The 26,690-nt window shown below is 67.6% G+C and carries 24 protein-coding genes and 1 tRNA gene; 23 read left to right on the forward strand and 2 right to left on the reverse strand.

Annotated elements, in window-relative coordinates; all coding sequences use genetic code 11:
- Window positions 1-4 precede the first annotated feature (4 nt).
- The 21 genes from murD to PMI02_RS10750 all read left to right on the forward strand — a co-directional run bounded on the left by murD (window position 5) and on the right by PMI02_RS10750 (window position 21,840).
- Entirely contained in the window at window positions 5-1,357 is a 1,353-nt protein-coding gene (murD, locus tag PMI02_RS10655; protein ID WP_007682434.1) for a UDP-N-acetylmuramoyl-L-alanine--D-glutamate ligase, read from the forward strand.
- The gene (locus PMI02_RS10660) at window positions 1,357-2,559 is read left to right on the forward strand and encodes an FtsW/RodA/SpoVE family cell cycle protein (RefSeq protein WP_007682435.1); all 1,203 of its coding nucleotides are present in this window, start codon (window positions 1,357-1,359) and stop codon (window positions 2,557-2,559) included. Before murD ends, PMI02_RS10660 begins: the two co-directional genes overlap by 1 nt.
- Complete coding sequence (murG, locus tag PMI02_RS10665; protein WP_007682436.1) at window positions 2,556-3,737, forward strand: undecaprenyldiphospho-muramoylpentapeptide beta-N-acetylglucosaminyltransferase; 1,182 nt, start codon at window positions 2,556-2,558, stop codon at window positions 3,735-3,737. Before PMI02_RS10660 ends, murG begins: the two co-directional genes overlap by 4 nt.
- On the forward strand, window positions 3,734-5,155 hold the full coding sequence (murC, locus tag PMI02_RS10670; protein ID WP_007682439.1) for a UDP-N-acetylmuramate--L-alanine ligase: 1,422 nt from the start codon (window positions 3,734-3,736) through the stop codon (window positions 5,153-5,155). Before murG ends, murC begins: the two co-directional genes overlap by 4 nt.
- Complete coding sequence (gene murB / locus PMI02_RS10675; protein ID WP_007682440.1) at window positions 5,152-6,057, forward strand: UDP-N-acetylmuramate dehydrogenase; 906 nt, start codon at window positions 5,152-5,154, stop codon at window positions 6,055-6,057. The genes murC and murB overlap by 4 nt, the downstream gene beginning before the upstream one ends.
- Window positions 6,054-6,617, forward strand: a complete 564-nt coding sequence (locus PMI02_RS10680) for a DUF4262 domain-containing protein (protein WP_007682442.1) — start codon at window positions 6,054-6,056, stop codon at window positions 6,615-6,617. The genes murB and PMI02_RS10680 overlap by 4 nt, the downstream gene beginning before the upstream one ends.
- Window positions 6,614-7,603, forward strand: coding sequence for a D-alanine--D-alanine ligase (locus tag PMI02_RS10685; RefSeq protein ID WP_007682443.1), 990 nt, complete (start codon window positions 6,614-6,616; stop codon window positions 7,601-7,603). The genes PMI02_RS10680 and PMI02_RS10685 overlap by 4 nt, the downstream gene beginning before the upstream one ends.
- Window positions 7,600-8,580, forward strand: a complete 981-nt coding sequence (locus tag PMI02_RS10690; RefSeq protein WP_007682444.1) for a cell division protein FtsQ/DivIB — start codon at window positions 7,600-7,602, stop codon at window positions 8,578-8,580. Before PMI02_RS10685 ends, PMI02_RS10690 begins: the two co-directional genes overlap by 4 nt.
- Before the next feature lie 16 nt (window positions 8,581-8,596).
- Window positions 8,597-9,877 carry a cell division protein FtsA gene (gene ftsA, locus PMI02_RS10695; RefSeq protein WP_007682445.1) on the forward strand — a complete coding sequence of 427 codons (1,281 nt, stop codon included), beginning with the start codon at window positions 8,597-8,599 and terminating at the stop codon, window positions 9,875-9,877.
- Window positions 9,878-10,057: 180 nt separating this feature from the next.
- Window positions 10,058-11,596, forward strand: coding sequence for a cell division protein FtsZ (gene ftsZ / locus PMI02_RS10700; protein WP_007682446.1), 1,539 nt, complete (start codon window positions 10,058-10,060; stop codon window positions 11,594-11,596).
- Window positions 11,597-11,728: 132 nt separating this feature from the next.
- Window positions 11,729-13,744: an SPOR domain-containing protein gene (locus PMI02_RS10705; protein WP_007682447.1), complete on the forward strand. Its 2,016-nt coding sequence runs from the start codon at window positions 11,729-11,731 to the stop codon at window positions 13,742-13,744.
- 170 nt (window positions 13,745-13,914) lie between these two features.
- Complete coding sequence (locus PMI02_RS10710; protein ID WP_007682449.1) at window positions 13,915-14,436, forward strand: YbjN domain-containing protein; 522 nt, start codon at window positions 13,915-13,917, stop codon at window positions 14,434-14,436.
- A gap of 132 nt (window positions 14,437-14,568) precedes the next feature.
- Window positions 14,569-15,378 (forward strand): pyrroline-5-carboxylate reductase, encoded by an 810-nt coding sequence (locus PMI02_RS10715; RefSeq protein WP_007682451.1) that lies wholly within the window; start codon window positions 14,569-14,571, stop codon window positions 15,376-15,378.
- Between the two features lie 137 nt (window positions 15,379-15,515).
- The gene (locus PMI02_RS10720; RefSeq protein ID WP_007682453.1) at window positions 15,516-16,256 is read left to right on the forward strand and encodes a Bax inhibitor-1/YccA family protein; all 741 of its coding nucleotides are present in this window, start codon (window positions 15,516-15,518) and stop codon (window positions 16,254-16,256) included.
- Between the two features lie 170 nt (window positions 16,257-16,426).
- The gene (locus tag PMI02_RS10725; RefSeq protein WP_007682455.1) at window positions 16,427-17,179 is read left to right on the forward strand and encodes a hypothetical protein; all 753 of its coding nucleotides are present in this window, start codon (window positions 16,427-16,429) and stop codon (window positions 17,177-17,179) included.
- A gap of 117 nt (window positions 17,180-17,296) precedes the next feature.
- Window positions 17,297-17,372: transfer RNA gene (locus tag PMI02_RS10730), tRNA-Ala, on the forward strand.
- Between the two features lie 170 nt (window positions 17,373-17,542).
- Window positions 17,543-18,601, forward strand: a complete 1,059-nt coding sequence (gene obgE / locus PMI02_RS10735; protein WP_007682457.1) for a GTPase ObgE — start codon at window positions 17,543-17,545, stop codon at window positions 18,599-18,601.
- A gap of 4 nt (window positions 18,602-18,605) precedes the next feature.
- Window positions 18,606-18,746 (forward strand): hypothetical protein, encoded by a 141-nt coding sequence (locus tag PMI02_RS27050; protein ID WP_157222470.1) that lies wholly within the window; start codon window positions 18,606-18,608, stop codon window positions 18,744-18,746.
- A 14-nt stretch (window positions 18,747-18,760) separates the two neighbouring features.
- On the forward strand, window positions 18,761-19,894 hold the full coding sequence (gene proB, locus PMI02_RS10740) for a glutamate 5-kinase (protein WP_007682459.1): 1,134 nt from the start codon (window positions 18,761-18,763) through the stop codon (window positions 19,892-19,894).
- Window positions 19,891-20,829 carry an NAD(P)-dependent oxidoreductase gene (locus PMI02_RS10745; protein ID WP_007682461.1) on the forward strand — a complete coding sequence of 313 codons (939 nt, stop codon included), beginning with the start codon at window positions 19,891-19,893 and terminating at the stop codon, window positions 20,827-20,829. The genes proB and PMI02_RS10745 overlap by 4 nt, the downstream gene beginning before the upstream one ends.
- Window positions 20,830-20,853: 24 nt before the next feature.
- Window positions 20,854-21,840, forward strand: coding sequence for a bile acid:sodium symporter family protein (locus PMI02_RS10750; protein WP_007682462.1), 987 nt, complete (start codon window positions 20,854-20,856; stop codon window positions 21,838-21,840).
- A gap of 12 nt (window positions 21,841-21,852) precedes the next feature.
- On the opposite strand, the gene PMI02_RS10755 is transcribed toward PMI02_RS10750, so the two are convergent.
- A complete protein-coding gene (locus tag PMI02_RS10755; protein ID WP_007682463.1) occupies window positions 21,853-23,097 on the reverse strand; it encodes a cytochrome P450 in 1,245 nt (414 codons plus the stop codon).
- Window positions 23,098-23,219: 122 nt separating this feature from the next.
- A complete protein-coding gene (locus PMI02_RS10760) occupies window positions 23,220-24,446 on the reverse strand; it encodes an MFS transporter (protein WP_007682464.1) in 1,227 nt (408 codons plus the stop codon).
- Between the two features lie 234 nt (window positions 24,447-24,680).
- Here PMI02_RS10760 and PMI02_RS10765 point away from each other — a divergent pair, with 234 nt between their 5' ends.
- On the forward strand, window positions 24,681-25,916 hold the full coding sequence (locus PMI02_RS10765; protein WP_007682465.1) for a CaiB/BaiF CoA-transferase family protein: 1,236 nt from the start codon (window positions 24,681-24,683) through the stop codon (window positions 25,914-25,916).
- A 96-nt stretch (window positions 25,917-26,012) separates the two neighbouring features.
- The gene (locus PMI02_RS10770; RefSeq protein WP_007682466.1) at window positions 26,013-26,543 is read left to right on the forward strand and encodes a spore coat U domain-containing protein; all 531 of its coding nucleotides are present in this window, start codon (window positions 26,013-26,015) and stop codon (window positions 26,541-26,543) included.
- Window positions 26,544-26,690: the final 147 nt, after the last annotated feature.

The following is a 26,690-nucleotide window of genomic DNA, read 5'->3' on the forward strand; positions in this document are numbered from 1 at the left end:
GGGCATGATCGTCTCCCCCGTCTTCGCCGGCAAGCGCTATGCGGTCCTCGGGCTCGCCCGCTCGGGGCTGACCGCCGTCGCCACGCTGGTGGGGAGCGGGGCCCAGGTCATGGCCTGGGACAGCCGCGACGAAGCCCGCCAGCAGCTGTGCGAGTGGATCGACTGCGGCAAGGTCGAACTGGCCGATCCGGTGGCTGCCGACCTTACCGGCTACGACGGCATTGTCGTGTCGCCCGGCATCCCGCTCAACCGCCACCCGATCGCCGAGGCCGCCGCCCGCGCGGGGGTTCCGGTCATCGGCGACATCGAACTCTTCGCCCTGGCGAGGGGCGACCTTCCAGCGCACCGCGTCGTCGGCATCACCGGCACCAACGGCAAGTCGACCACGACCTCGCTGGTCCACCACCTGCTCGAATGTGCCCAGGTGCCCTCGCAGGTGGGAGGCAACATCGGCGTGCCGGTGCTCGGCGAATACCCGCTGGCTGCGGGCGGCGTCTATGTGCTCGAACTGTCGAGCTACCAGATCGACCTCACCTACAGCCTCGACTGCGACGTGACGGCGCTTCTCAACATCACCCCCGACCACCTCGACCGTTACGATGGGTTCGAGGCCTATGCCGCGTCCAAGCAGCGCCTGTTCGAGATGCAGGGTGCGGGCCGCAGCGCCATCTTCGGCACCGGTGACCGCGAGACCAAGGCAATCGGCCATATCGAGGCCGCGCGCCGCGCGACGGGTCTCGTGCGCATGGTCGACGGTGCGGACCTGCTGCCGCTGCAGAAGGAGTGGCCCTCGCTGCAAGGCCCGCACAACCTCCAGAACGCCGCCGTCGCCATCGGCATCGTCGAGGCACTGGGGATCAAGAAGACGCAGTGGCGCAAGGCTCTGCGCACCTTCAGCGGGTTGCCGCACCGCATGGAGAAGGTCGCGGAATCCGGCGGCGTCACCTATATCAACGACAGCAAGGCGACCAACCCGGCCTCCACCGCGCCCGCCATCGCCGCCTTCCCGCCCGAACCGACCCCTCGCATCCACTGGATTCTCGGCGGCCTGCCGAAGGGTGACAACCTCGACGAATGCGCGCCGTTCTTTGGCAACATCGCCGCCGCCTATACCATCGGCGACGCCGGGCCGCGCTTCGCCGAGATTCTGGCGCCGCACATGCCAGTCCACAATTCCGAGATGATGGCCGAGGCGATCCGCGAGGCGATGGCCGCAGCGAAGCCCGGCGATGTCGTCATGCTGTCGCCCGCCTGCGCCAGCTTCGACCAGTTCCGCGACTACGAGGCGCGGGGGCTCGCTTTCCGCCAGATCGTCGAGGCGCTGCTGACCCCCGACGAGGAAGAGGCTCTGCGCTGATGGCGACCCTAGCCCCGAACACCGGCGCCGCCTCGTCGCAGCGCTACAGCCGCAACCGGCGCGGCCAGCTCGCGATCTGGTGGCAGGAGATCGACCGGCCGACGCTGGTACTCGTGCTGATCCTTATGGCGATCGGCGCGGTCGCGGTGGCGGCAGGCTCGCCGGCAAGTTCACGGCGTCTTTCCACGGCGGCCGAAAAGCTGCCGCAGCTGCACTTCTTCTATCTTCACATGCGCTGGCAGATCCTCGGCCTGATCGCGATGTTCTGGGCCTCGACGCTGAGCAAGGACGGCGCGCGGCGGCTCGGCATCCTGCTGGCTGGGGCGATGCTGTTCGCGCTGATACTTGTGCCGCTGGTCGGCTCGGAAGTGAACGGCGCCAAGCGCTGGCTTCGCTTCGGCATTTCGCTGCAGCCCTCCGAGTTCCTGAAGTGCGGCTTCCCGATACTGCTCGCCTGGATCCTCTCATGGCGGGCGCGCGATCCGAACATCCCGGTGGTGGGCATCTGCTTCGGCCTGATGGGCATGCTGGCGGCGCTGCTGATGCTCCAGCCGGACTTCGGCTCGACGATGCTGTTCTCGGGCGCCTTCCTGGTGCTGATCCTGCTGTCGGGCATCGACCTCAAGCGCATAGGCATGTTCTTCGGCGCGGGGCTCGTCGGTCTTGTCCTGATGTATTTCACCTATGACAACGGCCGCAACCGCATCGACAACTTCCTGTTCGGCGGCACCGCGTTCGACCAGGTGGACCTCGCCCAGCGCACGATTCTAAACGGCGGCTGGACCGGGCTCGGCTTCTGGATGGGCACGCGCAAGCTCGCGCTGCCCGAGGCGCACACCGACTACATCTTCTCCGTCATCGGCGAGGAGTTCGGCCTGCTCGCCTGCATGATCATCGTCGTGCTCTACCTTGCGATCCTGACCCGCGTGATCCTGCGGCTGGTGGAGGAAGAGGATCTGTTCACCGTCCTCGCCGCATCGGGCTTCGCCGCGCAGTTCGGCGGGCAGGCTTTCATCAACATCCTCGTCAACCTGCAGTTGTTCCCGTCCAAGGGGATGACCCTGCCGCTCATCAGCTATGGCGGTTCGTCGACCGTGGCGATGTGCCTGTCCATGGGACTGCTGCTCGCCGTCACCCGGCGCAATCCGTTCATCAAGCGCGAGAAGTTTTCGCTCCGCGCTATCGGAGATATCCACCAATGAGCCTGGTTTCCCGCCATTATGTCCTCGCCGCGGGCGGGACGGGCGGACACCTCATTCCCGCCTTCGCTCTCGCTGCCGAGCTGCATGCGCGGGGTCACCACGTCGCGCTGGTGACCGACGAGCGCGGCGCCGCGATCCCCGGCAAGCCCGACTACCTGCCCGCCCACGTTCTCCCGCCCGGCCGCATCGCCGGCAAGAACCCGATCGGCTGGCTCAAGGGTATCAAGGGCGTGATGGACGGCCGCCGCATGGCGCTGCGCCTGTTCGACACTTTCCAGCCCACCGCTGTCGTAGGTTTCGGCGGCTATCCGGCGCTGCCCACGCTCCTCGCCGCGCGGGCCGCCAAGCTGCCGACCGTGCTGCACGAGCAGAACGCGGTGCTCGGCCGCGTGAACCGCTATTTCGCGAAGAAGGTCGATGCCATGGCGACATCCAGCGCGAAGACCGACCGGCTCGACCCGGCGCTGGAGAGCAAGGTCACCCTCGTCGGCAATCCGGTCCGCGAGGAAGTTTTGACCCTGCGCGACCAGCCGTTCCCCGAGTTCGGTGAGGACAGCCTGCTGCGCATCCTCGTCACTGGCGGCAGCCAAGGCGCGCGGGTGCTTTCGGAGATCGTGCCCGACGGCCTCGCGATGCTGCCTCCGGCGCTGTGCTCGCGCCTGCAGGTCATCCAGCAGTGCCGACCCGAAGACATCGAGGCAGTGCGCGCGCGTTATGCGGGCCACGGCATCCCGGCCGAACTTGCCACCTATTTCGAGAACATGGCCGAGCGTCTTGCCGGTGCGCATCTGTTCATCGGGCGCGCCGGTGCCTCGACCATCGCCGAACTGACCGCGGTGGGCCGCCCCGCCATCCTCATCCCGCTGCCGATCGCGACCGATGACCACCAGGCCGCCAACACGCGCGAGATCGTGGCCGCAGGCGGCGCACGCTCGATCCGGCAGGAAGCGTTCACGGCCGGCACGCTCGCCAAGCAGATCCAGGCTCTGGCCCAGCATCCCGAAACGCTCGCCAACGCCGCCCACGCGGCATGGAACTGCGGCTATCCGAACGCGGCGAAGGACCTCGCCGACCTCGTCGAAAGCTTCGGCGCGGCGCCGATCATGGACGTGATCCGCATGGAGAAGGCCGTGGCTCCTCAGGGCGGCGAAGCGCTGGCGCGGGAGATCGCGCAGTGAAGGGCGTCGGTACCGAGATCGGGACGATCCACTTCGTCGGGATCGGCGGCATCGGCATGTCGGGCATCGCCGAAGTCATGCACAACCTCGGCTATTCGGTGCAGGGCTCCGACATCGCCGAGGGCTACGTGGTCGAGGGTCTGCGGGAGCGCGGGATCAGGGTCATGATCGGGCAGGTAGCCGAGAACGTCGAGGGCGCAGCGGTCGTCGTCACCTCCACGGCGGTCAAGCGCGACAACCCGGAAGTCGTGTACGCGCTGGAGCACCGCATCCCCGTGGTCCGCCGCGCCGAGATGCTGGCCGAGCTGATGCGCCTCAAGAACACCGTCGCAGTGGCAGGCACCCACGGCAAGACGACGACGACCTCGATGGTCGCGGCGCTGCTCGATGCGGGCGGGATCGATCCGACCGTGATCAACGGCGGCATCATCAATTCCTACGGCTCGAACGCGCGCCTCGGCGCCTCGGACTGGATGGTGGTAGAAGCCGACGAGAGCGACGGTTCGTTCCTGCGGCTCGATGGCACCATCGCCATCGTCACCAATATCGATCCCGAGCACCTCGACCACTACGGCTCGTTCGACCGGATCAAGGACTCGTTCGTCGAGTTCATCGAGAACGTGCCCTTCTACGGCGCGGCGATGCTGTGCATTGACCACCCTGAAGTGCAGGCGATCATCCCCAAGGTGCGCGACCGCCGCGTGGTGACCTACGGGTTCTCCGCACAGGCCGACATCCGCGGCGAAAACGTCACCCCGATTCCCGGTGGCAACCGCTTCGATGTGGCGCTGCGCCAGCGCGACGGCACCTTCCGCCGGATCGAGGGGATCGAGCTACCCATGCCCGGCCGCCACAACGTCCAGAACGCGCTCGCCGCTGTGGGCGTTGCCGTCGAGATGGGCTGCTCGGATTCGTGCATCCAGACCGGCTTCTCCAAGTTCAAGGGCGTCAAACGCCGCTTCACCAACGTCGGCGAGGTCGCGTTGGGCGGCGGCGCGGTCACGGTCATCGACGACTACGGCCACCACCCGGTCGAGATCCGCGCAGTGCTCGCTGCCGCGCGCGAGGGCGTGAAGGGCCGCGTCATCGCGGTGGTCCAGCCGCACCGATTCACGCGCCTGCGCGACCACATGGAGGAGTTCCAAGGCGCCTTCAACGATGCCGACGTGGTCTATGCGGCCCCGGTGTACGCCGCCGGCGAACAGCCGATCGAGGGTGTCGACAGCGGCGAGATGGTCGCTGGCATGAAGGCGCGCGGGCATCGTTCCGCACAGGTCATCGACGGCCCCGACGCGCTGGCCGACGTTCTGACCGAAACGGTCCAGCCGGGCGACATGGTCGTGTGCCTGGGCGCGGGCGATATCACCAAGTGGGCAGCCGGGCTGGCGGATGCGATCAAGGCGCGGAGGGCCCCGTGAGCGAGGCTGCCAGCCTTCCCGCCGTTCGTGGCAAGCTGACGGCGAACGCCCCGCTCGCCCCGCTGGTCTGGTTCAAGGCCGGCGGCCATGCGCAGTGGCTGTTCGAGCCGAAGGACCTCGCCGACCTGCAAGACTTCCTGGCGCACCTTGACCCCTCGGTGCCGGTCATGGCGCTGGGCCTCGGCTCCAATATGATCGTGCGCGACGGCGGCGTTCCGGGCGTGGTGATCCGTCTCGGCAAGGCCTTTGCCAAGGTCACCGCAGACGGCGTGACCCTGACTTGCGGCGGCGGTGCAAGCGGTATCCTCGTCTCGTCCACCGCGCGCGATGCGGGCGTGGCGGGGGTCGAGTTCCTGCGCTCCATCCCCGGCACCGTCGGCGGTTTCGTTCGCATGAACGGCGGCGCCTATGGCGGCGAGGTCAAGGACATCCTGATCGACTGCGACGTGGTGCTGCGCGATGGATCGCTGGTCACGCTCGCGAACGCCGACCTCGGCTACACCTATCGCCATTCCGAATTGCCGGAAGGCGCCGTCGTCGTCTCGGCGCGGTTCGAGGGCAAGGCGGGCGATCCGGCCGATATCCAGGCCGAGATGGACCGCATCTCCGCTGCTCGCGAGGCTTCACAGCCGCTGCGCTCGAAGACCGGCGGATCGACTTTCAAGAACCCCGAGGGCCACAAGGCGTGGCAACTTGTCGACGAGGCCGGGTGCCGCGGCCTCCAGATCGGCGGAGCGCAGGTCAGCGAGAAGCACACCAATTTCCTCCTCAACACCGGCGAGGCGACCAGCACCCAGATCGAGGATCTTGGCGAGGAAGTGCGGCGCCGGGTCCGCGACCGCTCTGGCGTCGAACTCGAATGGGAAATCCAGCGCGTCGGGCGCAAGGCGGGCCAGCCATGAGGGACGAGGACTGGGACGTCGCCGGCCACGAACAGCAGATCCTCGAGAACATCGAGGAGTTCGGCTGCCACATCACCGTGGTCTCGCCGCCCGACGACGACGAGCCCGAGGACGACCCTTACGACGATGAGATCGAGCCCGAGTTCGACGACGACGATGAAGACCAGGAACGCTTCGCCTATTCGGTGGGCTTCACGAAGACGGTGAAGCAGCCCGAGGTCATCGTCTTCGGCTTCTCGACCGAGCTGTCAGCCGCCGTCATCAACGGCCTCCTCGACATGTGCCGCGAGGGGCTGGTGATGGAGGACTGGAAGGAAATCGACGGCCTGCTCAAGGGCCACCGCTGCGTCCTGCGCGAAGTCGAGCCCGAGTGCATCGTGCCCTTCTACTTCAACTCTGCCATCTGGTTCGCCGAGCACGAGACCGGCCGCGACCTGACCCGCGCCATGCAGCTGGTCTGGCCCGGCGTCGATGACGGCCTGTTCCCCTGGGACAAGGGCTGTTCCGAACTGGTCCGCGAACTGCAACCCCCGCTTTACAGAACGAGCCTGAATTCATGAGCCTGCCCAAACTTCACGTCGCGGTCCTGATGGGCGGTTGGTCGAGCGAACGCCCGGTCTCGCTGATGAGCGGGGAGGGCGTGGCGAAGGCGCTCGAGGGCAAGGGGCACAAGGTCACGCGCATCGACATGGACCGCGATGTCGCCCTGCGTCTTGCCGAGGCGAAGCCGGATGTCGTGTTCAACGCGCTGCATGGTACGCCGGGCGAGGACGGCACGGTGCAGGGCATGATGGACCTGATGGGCCTGACCTACACCCATTCGGGTCTCGCCACCTCGGTGATCGCGATCGACAAGGAACTGACCAAGCAGGCGCTCGTGCCCCACGGCATCCCGATGCCCGGCGGCCGCGTGGTCAAGTGTGACGAGATCTTCGAGCGCGATCCGCTGCCGCGTCCCTACGTGCTGAAACCCGTCAACGAGGGATCGTCGGTCGGCGTCGCCATCGTCACCGCCGAGGGCAACTACGGCAACCCGATCGCGGCCAGCGTAAAGGGCCCGTGGCAGGAGTTCGACGAACTGCTCGCCGAGCCCTATATCCGCGGCCGCGAACTGACGACCGCCGTGATCGGCGGCCCAAATACCGGTGAACGTGCGCTGCTGGTGACCGAGCTCAAGGTCAAGGCGGGCTTCTACGATTTCGATTCCAAGTACACCGACGGCATGACCGAGCATGTCTGCCCTGCTGAAATCCCCGACGACATCGCCCAGGCCTGCAAGGACCTCGCGCTGCGTTCGCACCAGCTGCTTGGCTGCAAGGGCACCAGCCGCGCCGACTTCCGCTGGGACGACACGCAGGGAATCGAGGGCCTGTTCCTGCTGGAGGTCAACACCCAGCCGGGCATGACCCCGCTCAGCCTCGTCCCCGAACAGGCGCGCGCCTGCGGCATGGAATATCCCGAACTCGTCGAGGCGATCATCGCCGAGGCGCTCGCCGACGCCGAGAAAGCCAAGGCGAAATCCCACGGGAAGGCCGAGACCAAATGAGCCAGACGATCCGGCGCAAGGGCACCACGGCCCGCAAGGCGGCGGCGGCCCACGGCACGCAGCGCAAGGTGCGCGCCGCCAAGCAGCGCACCGGCTCGGCGCTCGACACGGCGATGGGCTGGCTGCCCTTCACCGAGGCGCAGCTGCAGAAGATATTCCTCGTCCTGATCCTGGGCGGGGCGGTGGCGCTGGTCTGCGTGGTCGCCTCGTTCGCTGGACTGCCGACGCTGGCGGGCAAGCAGATGGCGCTGGTCGCGGGCCAGACCGGCTTCGAGGTCAAGCGCGTCGAGGTGCGCGGCGTCAAGAACATCAACGAACTCAAGGTCTACGAAAAGGCGCTGGCCGAACGCGACCGGGCGATGCCGCTCGTCGACATCGAAGGTCTGCGCCAGGACCTCCTGGGTCTGTCCTGGGTCAAGGACGCGCGCGTCTCGCGACAACTGCCCGACACGCTGGTCATCGACATCGTCGAGCGCGAACCGCACGCGGTGCTGCGCAAGGCCGACCGCTTCATGCTGATCGACGAGACCGGGCATGAACTGGAAGCGGTCAGCCGCAAGCAGGTCGGCGGGAAGCTCATCGTCTCGGGTCCCGGCGCGGGCCAGCAGGTGGTCCCGCTCGGGCACCTGCTCGAGGCTGCGCCCGCGCTCAAACCGCGCGTGGCCGAGGCCGAATGGATCGGCAACCGCCGCTGGAACCTGACCTTCAAGTCCGGCCAGGTCCTCGCGCTGCCCGAGGGCGACCGCGAATCCGCGGGGGCGCTGGTCACTTTCGCGAGGCTCGACGGCACCAACCGACTGCTTGGCGGCAAGGTCACCGCATTCGACATGCGCGCCAGCGACCGCATCTACATGCGCGTGCCCGAACAGGACGGGCAGGAACTGGCGCTCAAGGCCGGCTTGGTGCCGCACACGGCGCCGGCCGCCGAAAGCTCCGCCGCCGCGCCGGCCGCGTCAGTAGCAACGGAAGATCAGTGATGAGGGGATCACGCTAATGCCCACGCAGCGCATCACCCGCGTCTTCGGCGCGGTCAACATCGGGTCATTCCGCATTTCGGCCATCGTCGCCGGGATAAACGAGGTGGGCGACATGGTCGTGCTCGGCTCCGGGCACCGGGCCAGTCAGGGCATCAAGCGCGGCTACGTCACCGACATGGCCGCCGCCACCTATGCCGTGCGCGATGCCATCGACCGCGCCGAGAAGATGGCCGATACCGCCGTCCAGAAGGTCTGGATCGGTTGCTCCGGCGCCGGGCTCGCCAGCCGCATCGACCAGTTCGATGCCGAGATCGGTGGCCGCCGCATCGAGCAGGAGGACATCGACCAGCTGCTGATCTCCGCGCGCGACGTCATCCAGCCCGATGGCCGCATGGTGCTTCACGCCCAGCCGGCACAGTACCGGCTCGACGGAGCCCACGGTGTCGGCAACCCCAAGGGCCTCCATGCCGAACGCCTCGGCGTCGACATCCACATCATGCTCGCCGACGGCGCCCCCATCCGTAATCTCACCGAGGCTGTGCAGAGTGCGCACCTCGAGGTCGAGGCGGTGGTCGGCTCGCCGATCGCGGCCGGCCATGCCTGCCTCTCGCCCGAGGAGCGGGACCTCGGCGTCGCGCTCGTCGAGTTCGGCGGGGAGGTCACCAACGTCGCGATCTACGAGCAGGGCATGCTCAAGGACATGATGGCGATCCCGATGGGGTCGGCCGACATCACCGACGCCATCGCCTCGGCGTTCGGCATCCGCCGCTTCCAGGCCGAGCGCCTGAAATGCGTCAACGGCTCGGCCATCGCCAACCCGACCGACCACCGCGAGATGATCCCGGTCAATGCACCCGGCGAGGAAGGCACCGGCCCGATCGCCCGCCACGCCGACGACAAGAACCGCATTCCGCGCGCCGAGCTGATCGGCGTCATCACAGGCCAACTCGGCTCGCTGATGGAGGAAATCAACAAGGCGCTCAAGACGATGCGCTTCACCGGCCAGCGCGGCAAGCAGGTGGTCTTCACCGGCGGCGGCGCGGAACTCGTGGGTCTTGCCGACTATGCGCAGGCCGCGATCGGCAAGCCGGTCCGCATTGGCCGCGTCGCGCAGCTGGCGGGACTGGCAGAGGCGCACGTCAAGCCGGGCTTCTCGACGCTGGCGGGGCTGGTGCTTTACGCGGCGGCTGATCCGGTCGACATCCGCGCGCTCGGGCGGAACAACGCCCGCACCGTCAAGTTGGGCGGCATGGGCACGGTAGGGCGCGTGTATCAGGCGCTGCGCGAGTACTTCTGAACATCGCCTCCGCGCTTGGGGCCAGCCGTGCAAACGGGGCGACGGGCGCGGGGTAAAGCGGCGGAATTGGCGGCTTTGGCTGTGGACAAAGGTTTATGATGCTTTGCTTCGACGACTCGAAGCATGCCATCAGGCAAGTCAATAAATTTTCTTCGCGCACGTGCCTGCCAGGAGAGCGTAATGAGCATTAACATCGGACCCCCGTCGATCGAAGAGCTGCGTCCGCGCATCGTCGTGATCGGCGTGGGCGGGGCGGGCGGCAATGCCATCGCCAACATGATCCAGGCGCAAATCGAAGGCGTGGATTTCGTCGTCGCCAACACCGACGCGCAGGCTCTCAACAATTCGATCGCCGAGACCCGCATCCAGCTCGGCCCGGACATCACGCAGGGCCTCGGTGCCGGCGCCCGCCCGGAAGTGGGCCGCGCTGCGGCTGAGGAAACGCTCGAGGAGCTGGAGCGCCTGCTCGACGGCGTGCACATGGTCTTCATCGCGGCCGGCATGGGCGGCGGCACCGGCACGGGTGCGGCCCCGATCATCGCCGAAGCCGCGCGCGCCAAGGGCGTGCTGACGGTGGGCGTGGTTTCCAAGCCGTTCATGTTCGAAGGTACGCGCCGCATGCGCGCCGCCGACGCCGGGATCGAGGAGCTGCAGAAGCACGTCGATACCCTGATCGTCATTCCGAACCAGAACCTGTTCCTGGTCGCCAAGGCGGACACTACCTTCAAGGAAGCCTTCAGCCTCGCCGACGAAGTGCTCCAGCAAGGCGTGCGCTCGATCACCGACCTCATGATCATGCCGGGCCTCATCAACCTCGACTTCGCGGACGTCCGTTCCGTTATGGGAGAGATGGGCAAGGCGATGATGGGCACTGGCGAAGGCGAAGGCCCGAACCGCGCGCTCGAAGCTGCGGAGCGCGCAATCGCGAACCCGCTGCTCGACGGCGTCTCGATGCAGGGCGCCAAGGGCGTCATCATCTCGATCATCGGCGGCGACGACATGAAGCTGCTCGAAGTCGACGAAGCCGCGAACCATATCCGCGAGCTGGTCGATCCCGACGCCAACATCATCTGGGGTTCGGCGTTCAACCCGGACCTGCAGGGCAAGATCCGCGTCTCGGTCGTCGCCACCGGCATCGAGCAGACCACCGAGATGGCCGAGATCGCCTCGCGCCCGATGAACCTCGGTTCCTCGCGAGGCCCGGTGCGCCCGGCGCTGCAGACCCCCTCGTCGTACCAGCCTGCCCCAGCGCAGGCCCCCGTTCGTCCGGCCGAGCCCGCGCCTTTCGTTGCGGCTCCTGAGCCTTACGAACCCGCCGCCGAACTCGAGCTTGGCGCCGAGGACGAGACGCACGACGAGCCGGTCACCGGCAACTCGGGCGGCTTCGGCGGACTGCGCGGCGGCTACAGCGAGCCGCTGGAACTGGGTCTCGACGCTCAGGCCGAGCCCGAGCCGGCTCCCGTAGCAACGCCCCGCGCCCGTGCGCAGGACGAGCTTCGCCTCGACGGCGGACAGGTCCAGCCTCCCGTGCAGCCCGCTGCTCAGGTGCCTTCTACGCCTCGTCCCAAACCGGCCGCCGGGGGTGGCAGCACCCTGTTCGAGCGCATGACCAGCCTCTCGCGGCCCCGTCCGGGCTCGGAGCCGGCGAGTGAAGACGACGATGGTGAGGCCAGCTCGATCAGCATTCCGCGTTTCCTTGGCCGGCAGAACAACCAGTAAGGACGTTGAGCCCGGCGCCCGTCATGTCCCCTGGGCCCTGATGACGAGCGCCGGCCGTCCCGCGTTTGCTTGAGGTTCATCGGGCCCGGTGCAAGGGTGCGCGGGCGCGTCGGTGGGTCAGGCGCGCGAGGCATGACGAAGGACTTGCGGGTGGATCACTTGGTTTCGCGGTTGCTGGCTGGCGCGGCTCTCGGCCTGCTTGCATGGTCTCCGGCGAGTTTCGCACAGAGCGCACCGGTCGTTGCGCGCCCGGTCGTCCAGGCGCTGCCCAGTGCCGACAGCAAGCGTCTCGCCACGGCCCTTGCGACCCTCGGCCGCAACCCCCGCGATGTCGCCGCGCTGATCGAGGCCGGTGACGCGGCGCGCGCGCTGCAGGACTTCGACGCAGCCATCGGCTTCTACCACCGCGCCGACGAGGCCAGCCCCGGCAATGCCCGCGTCAAGGCGGGCCTCGGCAGCGCCTTCGCGCTCAGCGGCGATCCGGTCAGCGCCATTCCCCAGTTCGAGGCCGCCGAAAAGGCCGGGGCAACCCCGGCGTTGATCTCGGGCGACCGCGGCCTCGCCTACGACCTCGTGGGCGACAATGCCGCCGCCCAGCGCTATTACGCGCAGGCGCTCGCCACGACGGCCGGAGCCCAGGCCGACGAACTCCGTACGCGCCTCGCGGTCAGCCAGGCGATCGGCGGGCAGGGCGATGCCGCTTATGCGACGCTGCTGCCGCTGCTCAACAAGCGGGACAAGCCCGGCTGGCGCACCCGCGCTTTCACGCTGGCGATCGCTGGCGACACTACTGAGGCGGTCGATGTCGCGCAGAAGATCCTGCCGGCACCGCTCGCCTCGAACATCGCGCCCTACTTGCGCTACATGCCGCGCCTGACCCGCGCGCAGCAGGCCGCCGCCGCGAACCTCGGCCGCTTTCCGCGCGCCTCGGAGGTCGGTCGCGACGACGCGCGCATCGCTGCTTATGCCCCGCCAAGCACGGCGGCTGCAGGCAGCGGGCTGATTCCCAAGGGCGAGCCTCTCGGCGGCACCCGCGTCGCCAAGGCAGGTACGACCAAAGCCGATCGGGCCAAGGCGAGCCGGGCGACGAAGACCGCCGCCGATCGGACCCGTACTGCGGCCGGCGCGCCCGGTTCGACGACCGCGCGCTCGGTTATCCTGGCGGCTGCGGATCCGGACCGCGTGGCACCGCCGGAGGTGAAGCCGACGATCGAGCGCGATTCCGCTGAACTGCCGCCCGTGGGTAGCCGCGTCGAACTGCCATCCGTCATCGAGGAACCGCGTTCTTCCGTGCCGGTGCCAGCTTCGGCATCCATGCCGAGTCCGGCGCCAACTTCTACCCCGTCGCCGACGCAGGCGGCGCAGACCCCGTCGCCCGCACCTGCAAAAACCGCAGGACCGGGATTCGATCTTGCGCGTGTGACGAACCCGGCGCCCAGCGCGACGTCCACGTCGGCGTCCCGGCCGGCCCCCGCCGCCCCTGCGGCGATCGTCCTTCCGGCTGCGGCCTCCTCGCCTACGCCCCCGGCACCTGGGCCTGGCCAGCTCTCGCTATCGGAGATTTTCGCCGATCTCGGAAAGCCGACCATCGACGCCGTCCCCGCATCGGGCGCGGTCGATATCCGCAAGATCACGCCGGCACCGCCGCCGCCGCGAGTCGCGCCGAAGGTCGAGGAGCCGAAGGTAGCCGAGGTCGCGCCGGCGGACGCCAAGGGCAAGGACCCCAAGGGCAAGGCGGTTGATCCCAAGGCTACCGATCCGAAGGCAAAGGGCGCCGATCCCAAGGCCAAGGACGCGAAGACGAAGGCGGCCGAGGCCAAGGCTGCAGCCGACGCGAAAGCCAAGGCCAAGAAACCCGCGCCGCCCTCGCACCCCAGCCGGATCTGGGTGCAGATCGGCGTTGGCCGCGACAAGGACGCGATCGCCTTCGACTGGCGGCGCTACAACCGCGAGGCGCCTGCGCTGTTCAAGGGACGGCAGCCCTATATCAGCGACATGGGCCGCACCAACCGCATCCTCGTCGGTCCCTTCGCGACGCAGAAGGCCGCCACCACGTTCCTGGCCGACGCCAAGAAGCAGGGCTTCTCCGGCGCCTTGCCGTGGACCAGTCCGGCCGGTCAGGTGGTGGATACGCTTTCGGCCAAGTGACGGCTATCCGGGCCTCCACTGGCGCCGGCAAGGGTGCTGTGTTAACGGGTGTTCATTCTTATCCACACGCTGTGAACAGGCTTGTGCAGTTATGCGCAGGCGATCGGTAGTGCCGGATTGTGCTTTCCCGCCCGCTGGAAGCATCCATGCATCGTATTCGCGGAGGGTTGATGTCACAGATTATGAGGACCGTTCAGGACGATATCGACCGCGACGACGACGAGGCGGCTCCTGTCGAGATGCTCGCCTCGCTGTTCGAGGCGCGTGACTGGCCGTTCGAGTATTCGGGCGACGACGAGATATCGGCTGAAGTGAAGGGCGCCTGGGCGAGCTACCAGCTGCAGGCGATCTGGCGGCCCGAGGATCGGGTCCTTCAGCTGCTGTGCTTGCCCGACATCCGCATCGCCGACGCCAAGCGCGCCGCCGTCCACGAAGCCCTGGCGCTCATCAACGAACAGCTTTGGCTCGGTCACTTCGATGTCTGGTCCAACGGCGGAGTGGTGTTGTATCGTCATGGCCTGATGCTCGGCCCCGATGGGCTGCTCGGGCCCGGGCAGGCGCAGATGGTGGTGGAAGCCGCCATCGAGGAATGCGACCGCTTTTACCCGGTGTTCCAGTTCATCCTCTGGGGCGATAAGACCCCCGCCGAAGCGTTGACTGCCGCGATGGTCGACGCCGCCGGGGAAGCCTGAACCCCTGCTCGTTGCTTCCGCCGCAGGGGACGGCGCCTCGCTCGTGGCCCGGCGAAATCCCGCCGGCTTGGCCCCTTGGCACGGCTCTGCCTCTGGCCTAAGCCGCGCGCCGTCATACATGGGGAAATGGACATGGACCGGTTTCAAAGCATCCTGCTCGTCGGCTGCGGCAACATGGCCGGGGCGATGCTTGCGGGCTGGCTGGCAGGAGGCATCGCTGCATCGCGCTTCACCGTGGTCGACCCGCACCGCGACGCCGTTCCCGAGGGCGTGACGCTGCTGCGCGAACTGCCCGCCGAAGGCCGTTTCGACGCCGTGCTGCTGGGTGTGAAGCCGCAGGGGCTGGACGACGTGGCCCCGCTGCTGGCGCCGCTGATCGGCCGGCAGGCGGTGCTGTTCTCGATCCTGGCCGGTGTCGAGTTCGATAGCCTCGCCGCGCGCTTCCCCGAGGCGGGGGCGCTGGTTCGGATCATGCCCAATCTTGCCGCCGCCATCGGCAAGTCTCCGATCGCGCTCGACGCGCGCGGGCTCGACGAGATCGGCCGTGCTGCGGTGACTGCGCTGATGGCCCCGCTCGGCACGCCGGAGTGGCTGGCAGGCGAGCACCTGTTCGATGCCGTCACCGCACTGGCGGGCTGCGGCCCGGCCTTCGTCTACCGCTTCATCGACTCGCTGGCCGCCGGTGGCACCGCGCTCGGACTGGAGGCCGGTCAGTCGCAGCGCCTCGCGCTCGCCATGGTCGAGGGGGCAGCGTTGCTGGCGGGGGCCTCGGAGTTCTCGCCCGGCGAACTGGCCGACAAGGTGGCGAGCCCCGGAGGTTCGACCCGCGCCGGCATGAACGTGCTCGACGAGGGCCAGGCGCTGGCCGAAGTCGTCGCGCGGGCCATGACCGCCTCGCGCGACCGTAACGCCGAGATGGCCGCGGACGCCCGCAAGAGCTGATTTCACAGCGAATATCGATTATACATTTTGTCACAAATGACGGGCCCCGGTTTTCCTTGAAACTTGGCGGGGTCAGGGCGATATTCACCCTAGTGTGGAACCGGCATTGTGCAGTGTTCCGCGAAAGGGAGTTAGAAATGGCGAATTGGAACGACCCCCAGCCCCGCACGGGCTTCGGTGCGTCTCCGAGCCTAGACGGGCGCACCGCCGGCCGGACGACTTACGATGCCGGTCTGCGGCGGCACATGCTGTCGATCTACAACTACATGGCTTCGGGCGTCCTGCTTTCGGGCATCGTCGCGTTCGTGTTCGCGAACTACGGCTTCGCGGCGGCCATGATGGGCAGCCCCATCAAGTGGCTGGTCATGCTCGCTCCGCTGGGATTCGTCTTCGCGATCAGCGGCGGCGCGCAGCGCTTCAGCGAGTCCACGCTAAAGGTCCTTTACTGGGGCTTCGCGGCGGTGATGGGCATGTCGCTCTCGACTATCTTCTTGATCTACACCAGCTCGTCGATCGCAACCACGTTCTTCGCGACGGCAGCCGCCTTCGCGGGCCTGAGCCTCTACGGCTACACGACCAAGAAGGACCTGTCGGGCTTCGGCACGTTCCTGATCATGGGCGTCGTGGGCATCCTCATCGCCTCGCTGGTGAACATCTTCGTGGGCTCGAGCATGCTGCAGCTGGCGATCTCGATCCTCGGCGTGCTGATCTTCGCGGGTCTGACCGCCTATGACACCCAGATGCTCAAGAACCAGTACGCCCAGCTTCGCGGCACCGACTTCGTCGGCAAGGCCGTGATCCTCGGCGCGCTTAGCCTGTACCTGGACTTCATCAACATGTTCCAGTTCCTGCTCAGCTTCCTTGGCCAGAGGGACTAAGCAGGCCGGCAGGCGCGGATTCATCCGAACGGAGGGAAAACCCCTCCTAAGCGATTAATCCACAGTGTAGATTCATATAGACATGATGCCCGGTGCGTTTCGTCGCACCGGGCATTTGCTTTATCGATTCGCAGCGCTAGACATTTTCGCCTGTGATGGAGAATACGCGTGTGAACTACGGGATTGAGATCAAGGCAAGCGAGCAGGGCATGCGCCGCCGCCTGCCGTTGCTGGCTGGCTCTGTTCTTGCCGTGACGTTGGCGACGCTCGCAGGCTGCGCCAAGGCGCCGCCGCCGCCGCCGCCACCCCCGCCTGTCGTCGTGATTCCGCCCATGCCCTCGCCGCCGATGGGCGCTCAGGCGGAAATGACGATCCCTCCGGTCGCCGAAGACGGCCAGCGTCACACGGTCAATTATGGCATCTCCACCTCACAGGCGGTGTGGAACCTGCGTTCGGCCTACAACGTCGCCGCGCTAAACTGCGTGGAGCCGGAATACGCGCCGATCCTCGACGGCTACAAGCGCTTCCTCAAGACTTACGACAAGTCGCTCCACAAGGCGTCGCTGGAGATCGACCGCAGCTTCCAGAGCCAGCACAAGGGCCGCGCCGCGATCGTCGCGCGCGAGACGTATCAGACACAGGTCTACAACTTCTTCTCGCTGCCCCCGGTCGACGCCGGTTTCTGCCGCGCCGCGATGGAACTCAGCACCGAACTGCTGACGGTCGAACCCAGCCAGTTCGAAGGCTATTCCTACCAGGGCCTCGCCAAGCTGGAAGCGCCGTTCAAGGAATTCTTCACGGCCTACGAACAGTACCGCGCCGACCTTGCCGCATGGCAGTCGCGCTATGGTGCGGGTGGGTTGATCACCGTGCGGCCCACCTCCGAACAGACCATGGCGCAGCCCAAGGGCTTCAGCCAGTAAGGCTCTCTGCGTGGGCGCCGATCGATGCCCATGCATTTTTGCCCTTCCCGGCGGAGGCTGTCTTCGCTAAGGGAGCGCTCCCGAGGCGGCTTGCCGCGCGGGAAACGATACTGGAACGGGGCCGTAGCTCAGCTGGGAGAGCGCGTCGTTCGCAATGACGAGGTCAGGGGTTCGATCCCCCTCGGCTCCACCAGTATCGACATTTTAGGCGTGTTCGGGGCAACCGGGCATCACCCGGCCCGAGACACGGCCGGGTTTTTTGTTTATCTGCGGCAGGTGGCGTATACGGAACATTGAAGGTTCCGGCGGCCGGGACCGGTCGCAACAGGAGCGCCAGTTGAGCGCCGGAAGCGATCAGGACCGATGCATTTTCTAGACCAGGCCAAGATCTACACCCGAGCAGGCGGCGGCGGACCCGGAGCGGTCAGCTTCCGCCGCGAGATGTACGTCGAGTACGGCGGTCCCGACGGCGGTAACGGCGGCAAGGGCGGCGACATCATCTTCGAGGCCGTCGCAGGGCTCAACACGCTGATCGACTTCCGCTATACCCAGCATTTCAAGGCGCCGCGCGGCGGCCATGGAATGGGCCAGAACCGAAATGGCGCGGCCGGAAAGAACCTCGTCATCAAGGTGCCGATCGGCACCCAGGTGATCGCCGACGACGAGGACCGGGACACCGTCCTGCTCGACCTGACCGAGCCCGGCCAGCGCGTGGTCTTCAGCGAAGGCGGCCTCGGCGGACGCGGCAACGCCAGCTACAAGACCAGCACCAACCGCGCGCCGCGCCAGCACCAGCCCGGCATCCAGCCGGAAGAGCAGTGGGTATGGCTGCGCCTCAAGCTGCTGGCCGACGTCGGCCTCGTCGGCATGCCCAACGCCGGCAAGTCCACTTTTATCAACAAGCTGTCGAACGCCAAGGCTAAGGTCGGCGACTATGCCTTCACCACGCTGCGCCCGCAGCTGGGCGTCGTTACGCACAACCACCGCGAGTTCGTGGTGGCCGACATTCCGGGGCTGATCGCGGGCGCCGCCGACGGTGCCGGCGTGGGCGATCGTTTCCTCGGCCACATCGAGCGCTGCCGCGTGCTCGTCCACCTCATCGACATTTCCAACGCCGACCCGGTCGAGGCGATGCAGATCGTGGAGGAGGAGCTGGAAGCCTACAGCGAGGCACTGGCCGACAAGCCGCGCCTCGTGGCGCTCAACAAGGTCGACCTCGTCGACGACGCGTTGGCGGCGGACTACGCCAAGCTGCTGCTCAAGGCCGGTGCCGACGAGGTTTTCCCGATCTCCGGCGCGACCGGGAAAGGCATGCCGCGGCTGCTCGACGCGATCATCGACTACCTTCCTGCCGCTACCGTGACCGAGCGTCCTGCCGGCGAGCGCGAGGAACTCGACGACAAGCCGTGGTCGCCGATCTGATCGCGTGAAATCCTCCCTGTCGCGGCGCGATGGGGAGGAGGGCACGGCCTGCGGGCGTGGAGCGATGGCCGCCAAGGCCCATGCGTTCCGCCGCCGCGCCCGCCCGCGCAAGCTGATGCTTTCCACCCACTGGCTATTACCCTAAAGGCTGGCGTTCCCATGCCCATTTCCCGACTCTCCGACCTTGCCGACGCATCCCTCGCACCCCGCCTGGTCATCAAGGTGGGCTCGGCGCTGCTCGTCGGTCCGGACGGCGTGCGGCGTGAATGGGTGGCCGCCCTGGTCGCCGAGATTGCCGAGGCGCGCGGGCGCGGTCAGGACGTCATCGTCGTATCCTCGGGCGCGATTGCGCTGGGCGCGGCGACGCTGGGACTGGAAAAGGGCGGGCGCGGGAGCCTGGCGGACGCTCAGGCGAGCGCCGCTGTCGGTCAGATCGCGCTGTCGGGCCTCTGGGCGCAGCTCCTCGGCGACCACGGGATCACCGCAGCGCAGATGCTGCTGACGCTCGAGGATCTCGAGGACCGCCGCCGTTACCTCAACGCGACCGCCACGCTGGGCCGACTGCTCGATGCGGGCGCGGTGCCTGTCATCAACGAGAACGACTCGGTCGCGACGCAGGAAATCCGCTTCGGCGACAACGACCGGCTCGCCGCACGTGTCGCTCAGGCCGCACAGGCGAGCGCGGTGGTTCTGCTCTCCGACATCGACGGGCTCTACGACTGCCACCCGAAACTGCCGGGCGCCACACTGATCCCGGTGGTCGAGGGGGTGACGCGCGAGGTCCACGCCATGGCCAGCACCGAGTCGAACTCGGGCATGGGCTCGGGCGGCATGGTCTCGAAGCTGCAGGCGGCCGAGATCGCGGAACTGGCGGGCATCTGCCTCGTCATCGGCAATGGCCAGCATGACCGGCCGGTCGAGCGCATCCTCGCGCAGGGCATCGGCACGCTGTTCGTGCCCGGAGCCAGGAAGGCCGGTGCGCGCAAGGCGTGGCTGGGCGGGCGGCTCAAGCTCAAGGGCGAACTGCTCGTCGACGACGGCGCCGCCGCCGCGCTGCGCCGGGGCTCGAGCCTGCTCGCCAAGGGCATCACCGCGGTCGAGGGCGTTTTCGGGCGCGGCGATCCGGTGGCGATCGTCGGTGGCGAGGGCACGGTACTGGCACACGGACTTTCCGAATACGACGCGGCCGAATGCGCGGCGATCGTCGGGCTGCATTCGAACGAGCAAGAGGCCGTGCTCGGCTACGCGCCGCGCTCCTCGGTGGTCCACCGCGACCAGATGGTGATGAAGTGAACAGAGTGGACCGGCCGATCATCGCGCTGACCGGGGCGACCGGGTTCGTCGGGCAGGCGGTGCTCGATGCAGCGCTCGCCGCCGGCTATGCGGTGCGCGCGCTGACGCGGCGGACGCAGCCCGAGCGCAAGCATGTGGACTGGGTGGGCGGTGACCTTGCCGATACCGCTGCGCTTGCCGAACTGACGCGCGGCGCAGAAGCGGCCATCCACGTCGCGGGCGTCGTCAATGCGCCCGATGCGGCCGGGTTCGAGGCGGGCAACGTCACCGGCACGCTCAACCTGATCGAGACGCTGGTGTCGCAGGGCATCCGGCGGCTCGTGCACGTCTCCTCGCTCTCCGCGCGGGAGCCCGGACTTTCCGCCTACGGGGCGTCGAAGGCCAAGGCCGAGAAGTTCATCATGGCCAGTTCGCTCGACTGGACGATCGTGCGTCCGCCCGCGATCTACGGCCCGCGCGACAAGGAAATGCTCGAGCTGTTCAAGGCCGCGCGCTGGGGCGTCATGCCTATGCCGAAGGAGGGCCGGGTGTCCATGATCCACGTCGAGGACCTCGCGCGGCTGCTGGTGGCGCTGGTCCCCGGCGACGGCGAACGGATCGGCGGCGTTAGTGGGCAGATATTCGAACCCGACGACGGCAAGCCGCAGGGCTGGGACCATTACGAGACGGCGCTGGCGATCGGCTGGTCGATGGGCAAGCGCCCGCGCGTGATCGGACTGTCGCATGCCATGCTCGGCCGCGTGGCGCGCCTCGACAACTTTTTGCGCGGGCCCCGCGCAAAAATGACACTCGACCGCGCCGCCTATTTCAGCCACCCGGACTGGGTGGTTTCGCCCGAGGCCGCGGTTCCCGCCGCGCTCTGGAAGCCGCGCATCGAGACGCGCGAGGGGCTGAAGGCCACTGCGCAGTGGTACCGCGAGCAGAAGTGGCTCTGACGACGTAACGGGGAAATTGCACGGATGAAGGGGCTGCTCGCGCGCTTGAATATCGATCCCTACCTGCTCCTGCTGGTCGGCACGGTGGGGCTGGCCTCGGTGCTGCCGGCACGGGGAATCTGGGCCGATATCGCCGGCGGCGTGGCGGATGCGGGCATCGCGCTGCTGTTCTTCCTCCACGGCGCCAAGCTCTCGCGCGAGGCGATCCTCGACGGAGCGAAGGCCTGGAAGCTGCACCTCACGGTGGCGGCGGTGACCTTCGTACTGTTCCCGCTGATCGGCCTCGGCGTCCGCGCGATCCCGGGGCTCGAACCCTCGCTCGCGACGGGTGTGCTGTACCTGACGCTGCTGCCCTCGACCGTGCAATCCTCGATCGCTTTCACCGCGATTGCCGGGGGCAACGTGGCGGCCGCGGTGTGCAGCGCGTCGTTCTCGAACCTTGCGGGCATTTTCATCACGCCGCTGCTGACGGCGCTCTTCATCACGGGGGACAGTGGCGGTTTCTCGGCCGACCCGGTGATCGCCATCGCCTCGCAGCTGTTGCTGCCATTCCTCGCGGGACATTTCCTGCGACCGTGGATCGGCGGCTTCGTGACGCGCAACAAGCAGGTCTTGGGCTACGTCGATCGCGGCTCGATCCTGCTCGTGGTCTACACCGCCTTCGGCGCGGCAGTGATCGAAGGGCTGTGGCAGAAGGTCACGCTGGGCGAACTGGGCCTGATCGCGGTCATCTCGCTGGGCGTGCTGGCGGTGGTGATGATGATCTCGACAATGGTCGGCAAGGCGCTGGGTTTCTCACGCGAGGACCGGATCGTGCTGCTGTTCTGCGGCTCCAAGAAGAGCCTCGCGACCGGCGTGCCCCTGGCGGGCGTGCTGTTCCCGGCGGCGCAGGTGGGCGCGATCATCCTGCCGCTGATGTTCTTCCACCAAATCCAGCTGATGGTCTGCGCGGTGCTGGCGCGGCGCTTCGCGGCGGAGAACGAGAAGGCGGCGGCGGTGGTCGCGGCCTGAGCCGCCGTTTCGTCAGCCGACGGGCTCGGGTGTACGCGCCGGCGCGGGATCGAAGGCGATCGGCAGCGACTTGATGCCCCAGACGCCGCAGAAACTGCGCCAGGCGGGCGCAGCCGCATGGCGCGGGTTGGTGAGGCGCTGCGCGATGAGGTGAGTCGCTTCCTCGACGTTGGCCTGGGCAAGGAACTGGCCGAGGCAAATGTGCATGCCCCGGCCGAAGGCGAGCGGCGCGGTGCGGTCGGGCCGGTCGGGATCGAACTCCAGCGGATGGGCGAACAGAGCCGGATCGCGGCCCGATATGCCGAGCGGGAACAGCAGCATCGTGCCCGCCGGGATCGTCACTCCCTCCCACGTCACGTCGCGCGTAGTCACGCGGTAGGTGTTGGACGGGCTGGTGAGGCGCAACTGTTCGCGCACCACCTTGCGGCAGTAGTCGCGGTCTGCCGCGCAGCGCTCCCACATCGCGGGATGCGCGATCATCGAGTCCATCAGCAGCGTCAGCAGGTTCTTGGACGTGTCGTATCCCGCGCCGAACAGGAACACGAGCATCTGCCGCAACTCCTTGGGGCTCAAGTCGCCACGCGTGTTGGCGGCGATGAGGTCATCGAGGAGGTCGCCCCGGTTGCCGTTCGGCCCGCGCTCCTCGATCAGGTCGTCGACGAAGCGCCAAAGCACCTGATACGCCTCCTCGATCCGGGGCATGTCCTCCACGATCATGTTGAAGCTCGTGCCCTGCACCTCGAGCGAGGAGATGATCGCGGGCAGGCGGGCGACGTCGCCGCCGATCAGTGCGAACATGACGCGCACGGGGAAGTTGGCGGCGAACTCGGTGAAGTCGAACGCCCCCTTCGGAGCCCATTCGTCAAGCAGGGCGTCGATGGTTTCGATCATCACCGGGCGCATGCGCTTGACGTTGCCTGGCCCGAAAGCGGCGCTGACGCTGGAGCGCAGGCGCTGATGGTCGGCGCCGTGGCGCACCAACAGCATCTCCTGCGCGAAGTCGCCCCAGCCCGTGCCTTGCGCCCCCATGATCCCGACGATCTCGCTGCCCGGCATGGCCAAGGCATCGTCCATGCGCATGATCTCGTCGATCGCACGGTAGGAGGTGAGCACCGGGCCGATCACGCTCGTCGCCAGCCAGGGATGCCGCGCCCGGGCCGCTTCCAGCCACGGCGTCGGGTCGTTCGAGAACGCGGCCGTTTCGACCGGCAGGTGAAACAGGTCGAGGTCTTCGATGCGCTGTATGGGCGTGTTCATGGCGCCTCTCCTTGCGCCGACGTTCCTTCATGGGACGGCCGGTCACTCGGCGACCAATGTACCTAAAAATGATCCACCGTCAATCATAACGCCCTGCCCATCTTGGCCGGTGCCGGGCGGTGTCAGGCTGCTACCGGCTCTCCCAGCACGTCGTCTTCCGGCGCCCGCCGCAGCATCAGCAGGAGCAGCGACCCCACCAGGACCGAGGTGCCCGTGACCACGAGGAACGTATTGAAGCTGCCCGTCCGCGCCATCGTCAGGCTGAGGAGCATGGCGCCCGAGGCTGCCGCGAGCGAGCAGACGCCGGTCAGCAGGCCCAGCACGCTGGAATAGATCGCCGGCCTGAAATGCCGCGCGACGAGGAAGGCGAGGATGTCGCCCTCGGCGCCGACCGCGAAACCGAGGCTGAAGATCGCGGCGGTCACCACTGCGTGCGCGTCGTAGCTGGTCGCCAGCACGTAGAGCCCGACGCCCGGCAGCCCAAGCGTGAAGAACGAGACCACGTTCGGGGCGAAGCGGTCGAGCGCGATGCCGGTGATGAAGCGCCCCAGCAGCATGCCCAGCGCCAGAGCCGTGAACATGATCGACGCCCCCTCGCCGGTGATGCCGTTGTCGAGCACGAGCATCTTGAGCTGTACCAGGATCAGCGTCAGCGGCAGGTTGCACAGGTACATCGAGGCGAACAGGATCCAGAACGCCGGCTCGCGGAACACCTCGGGATAGTCGTCGCGCGCGCGGCGCTTGGGGGCGAGGACCGCCAGCGCATGGGCGCGCCCGGTCGAGGGGATCAGCAGGAAGGTCACAATGCCGGTCAGGGTCACGAACAGCGCCAGCACCCGGTAGGTCGCGACCCAGCCGTGCGCCTCGACATATTCGTTGAGGATCGGCCCGCCCACCGCGCTGAACAGCGCCGGGCCGCAGGCGACGATAGCCAGCGCCAGTCCGCGCGCATGGACGACGTGTTGCACTACGAGACGAGTATAGACCGTGGCAGTGGTCGTCACGCAGACCACGCTCTGGAAGATGAAGACGGCGAGGTAGATGTTGAACGACCCGCCGTTCAGGCTGAAGCCGAGGAACGCCAGCGGCATCGCGACGATGCCGATCAGCGCGGTCAGCTTGACCCCCAGGACGTCGGCGAGGCGGCCGATGAAGGGCATCGCCAGCGCCGTCAGCAGGCCAAGGGTGCCGACCATCGCGAAGTCCGACTTCGACCAGCCGGCGTCCGAAACCAGGGTCGGCGCGATCGCACTGGTGACCGTCCCGATGATCGACATGCCCGTGCCCATGCCCAGCGTCGCCGCCAGCAGCGGCCGCCACGCGGCAGCGATTTCCGATAGATAACGCAAGGTCTCGTCTCTCCCGGGAGGGTCTTCTCCCTTTGCGCGGACCTTGCCAGCTTGACCCCGGCGGCAAAAGCGCTGCTCCACCGGAGCTCGGGGTTTTCACGGTGAGGCAACCGGAAATCGCCGGAGCGTTGCGGATCATCCGGAATGCGAACCAAGCGCTTGCTACATTAAACCCATTTCCCTATCGTCCAGGCGACGGGCCGCGGACAGGTGGCGCAGGAGAGGGAGAAGACAATGTTCGCAACACAGGTATTCGAAGGGGTGCGGGTGGTGGAACTGGCGCAGTTCGTCTTCGTACCCGCCGCCGGGGCCGTCCTCGCGGACCTCGGCGCCGACGTCATCAAGATCGAGATGACCGAGGGCGATCCCTATCGCCGGCTCAAGATCACGGACGGCAGGCAGACCGCGTCGGCGAACCTGGCGATGGAACTCAACAATCGGGGCAAACGCTCGATCGCGCTCGATCTCAAGACGGACGAAGGGCGGGAGCTCCTGCTTCGGCTCGTCGAGACGGCGGACATTTTCCTCACCTCGATCCGGCCCGGAGCCTTGCGGCGGCTCGGCCTGACGCTCGATGTCCTGCGCGAGCGCAATCCGCGCGTCATCTACGCGCATGGCAACGGACTTGGCTTTCGTGGCGAGCAGGCCGACCGGGCGGGCTATGATGCTTCGTGCTTCTGGGCGCGCGGCGGCTTCGCGCACATGCTCTCTACCCCCGGCCAGCGCCCGACCCGCCCGCGCCCGGCGCTCGGCGATCATGCCGGCGCGATGAACGTCGCTTTCGGCATGGCGAGCGCCCTGTTCCACCGCGAGCGTACCGGCGAGGCGACGACGGTGGAGGTTTCGCTGCTCTCCTCGGCGATGTGGATCCTCTCCGCCGACGTGACGATGGGCGCGGCGCTGCCGGACGAGCAACTGGCAAAGCTGGCGAACCCCGGCCGCCATGCGCTGACCAGCGCCTACAAGACGGCGGACGGCCGCTATCTTCAGCTCATGTTCCTCGACCCCGAGCGCTACTGGCCCGAGCTGTGCCGCCGCGTGGGCCGCGAAGACCTGTTGGCCGATCCGCGCTTCGGCACCGTCGATAGCCGTGTCGAACATGGCGAGGCGCTGCTTGCCGCGCTCGACGACGCCTTTGCCACGCGTACCCTCGACGCATGGCGCGTTGCCTTCGCGGAGTGGGACGCGCCGTGGGAGGTCGTGCAGAACCTGCGGGAACTCGTCACCGATCCGCAGGGGATCGCCAACGATTCGCTGTTCGACGTCGTGGTGGAAGACGGCACGCCCGTCACGATCGTCTCGGGGCCGGTCTCGTTCGGTGGCAGTCCCCTTCCTCCCGCGCCGCGCTGCGCTCCCGCGATGGGCCGCGATACCGCCCAGATCCTCCGCGAACTGGGGCTGGAAGAGGCGGAAATCGCCGGGTGCGCTGCTCGCGGCGTGGTGGCCGGCATTGCCGCTCCCGTCGAGTGACGCGGCGATGGTGAAGGCGAGCATGACGCGCGGATAGGGACTTCACCGGGGAGGGCATGGGGCGGCTGGGCAACGACCTCTTGGTAAACGGATGCCATGAGCAACGTTCACCACACCCGCATGGCCCCGTCCTGCATTCGCCCGCTTGCTGCAGGGTTCGTCCTTGCGGCAGGTTTCGTTCTCGCGCCCCAGGCCGTCCTGGCGGCAACGGTCACCGACACCATGGCTGTGACGGCGACGGTGCAGTCCGCCTGCATCGTCGCGGCCAGCCCGCTGGCGTTCGGCACCTACAATCCGGTTGCGGGCACGAACCTCGACGCGACGGCGACGCTCAATGTCACCTGCACGCAGGGCACCGCCTACAACGTCGGCCTCAGCGCCGGCGGCGGCACGGGCGCGACGACCACGGTGCGCAAGCTGACCAGCAGCGGTCACACGCTCAACTACGCGCTCTATTCCGATTCCGGCCGCACCACCAACTGGGGCAACACCATCTCGACCGACACCGTCCCCGGCACCGCAGGCACCACCGCGACCGCCTACACCGTCTACGGCCGCATTCCCGCCAACCAGAACACCACTGCCGGTGCCTACACCGACTCGGTCACCGTCACCGTCACGTACTGAGATGGCCGCTCGCCGCGCATCCGGGCTGACTGCCGCCATCCTGCTCCCGCTCATGGTCCTGCTCGGCATCGCCGGTGCCGGGCCGGCGTCGGCGGGATCGCTGAGCGTCATGCCGGTGCGTGTCGACGTGGCGGCGGGCCGCCGCTT

The sequence above is a fragment of the Novosphingobium sp. AP12 genome, from assembly GCF_000281975.1.
GTDB lineage: Bacteria > Pseudomonadota > Alphaproteobacteria > Sphingomonadales > Sphingomonadaceae > Novosphingobium.

Coding starts and splice junctions, on each gene's coding strand:
- PMI02_RS10755 (WP_007682463.1), bottom strand. CDS start 23,097: ATGAACACGCCCATACAGCGCATCGAAGACCTCGACCTGTTTCACCTG.
- PMI02_RS10660 (WP_007682435.1), top strand. CDS start 1,357: ATGGCGACCCTAGCCCCGAACACCGGCGCCGCCTCGTCGCAGCGCTAC.
- PMI02_RS10750 (WP_007682462.1), top strand. CDS start 20,854: ATGAAGGGGCTGCTCGCGCGCTTGAATATCGATCCCTACCTGCTCCTG.
- PMI02_RS10770 (WP_007682466.1), top strand. CDS start 26,013: ATGAGCAACGTTCACCACACCCGCATGGCCCCGTCCTGCATTCGCCCG.
- proB (WP_007682459.1), top strand. CDS start 18,761: ATGCCCATTTCCCGACTCTCCGACCTTGCCGACGCATCCCTCGCACCC.
- PMI02_RS10715 (WP_007682451.1), top strand. CDS start 14,569: ATGGACCGGTTTCAAAGCATCCTGCTCGTCGGCTGCGGCAACATGGCC.
- PMI02_RS10705 (WP_007682447.1), top strand. CDS start 11,729: ATGACGAAGGACTTGCGGGTGGATCACTTGGTTTCGCGGTTGCTGGCT.
- PMI02_RS10765 (WP_007682465.1), top strand. CDS start 24,681: ATGTTCGCAACACAGGTATTCGAAGGGGTGCGGGTGGTGGAACTGGCG.
- murD (WP_007682434.1), top strand. CDS start 5: ATGATCGTCTCCCCCGTCTTCGCCGGCAAGCGCTATGCGGTCCTCGGG.
- PMI02_RS10720 (WP_007682453.1), top strand. CDS start 15,516: ATGGCGAATTGGAACGACCCCCAGCCCCGCACGGGCTTCGGTGCGTCT.
- ftsA (WP_007682445.1), top strand. CDS start 8,597: ATGCCCACGCAGCGCATCACCCGCGTCTTCGGCGCGGTCAACATCGGG.
- PMI02_RS10685 (WP_007682443.1), top strand. CDS start 6,614: ATGAGCCTGCCCAAACTTCACGTCGCGGTCCTGATGGGCGGTTGGTCG.
- PMI02_RS10710 (WP_007682449.1), top strand. CDS start 13,915: ATGTCACAGATTATGAGGACCGTTCAGGACGATATCGACCGCGACGAC.
- ftsZ (WP_007682446.1), top strand. CDS start 10,058: ATGAGCATTAACATCGGACCCCCGTCGATCGAAGAGCTGCGTCCGCGC.
- obgE (WP_007682457.1), top strand. CDS start 17,543: ATGCATTTTCTAGACCAGGCCAAGATCTACACCCGAGCAGGCGGCGGC.
- murG (WP_007682436.1), top strand. CDS start 2,556: ATGAGCCTGGTTTCCCGCCATTATGTCCTCGCCGCGGGCGGGACGGGC.
- PMI02_RS10680 (WP_007682442.1), top strand. CDS start 6,054: ATGAGGGACGAGGACTGGGACGTCGCCGGCCACGAACAGCAGATCCTC.
- PMI02_RS10690 (WP_007682444.1), top strand. CDS start 7,600: ATGAGCCAGACGATCCGGCGCAAGGGCACCACGGCCCGCAAGGCGGCG.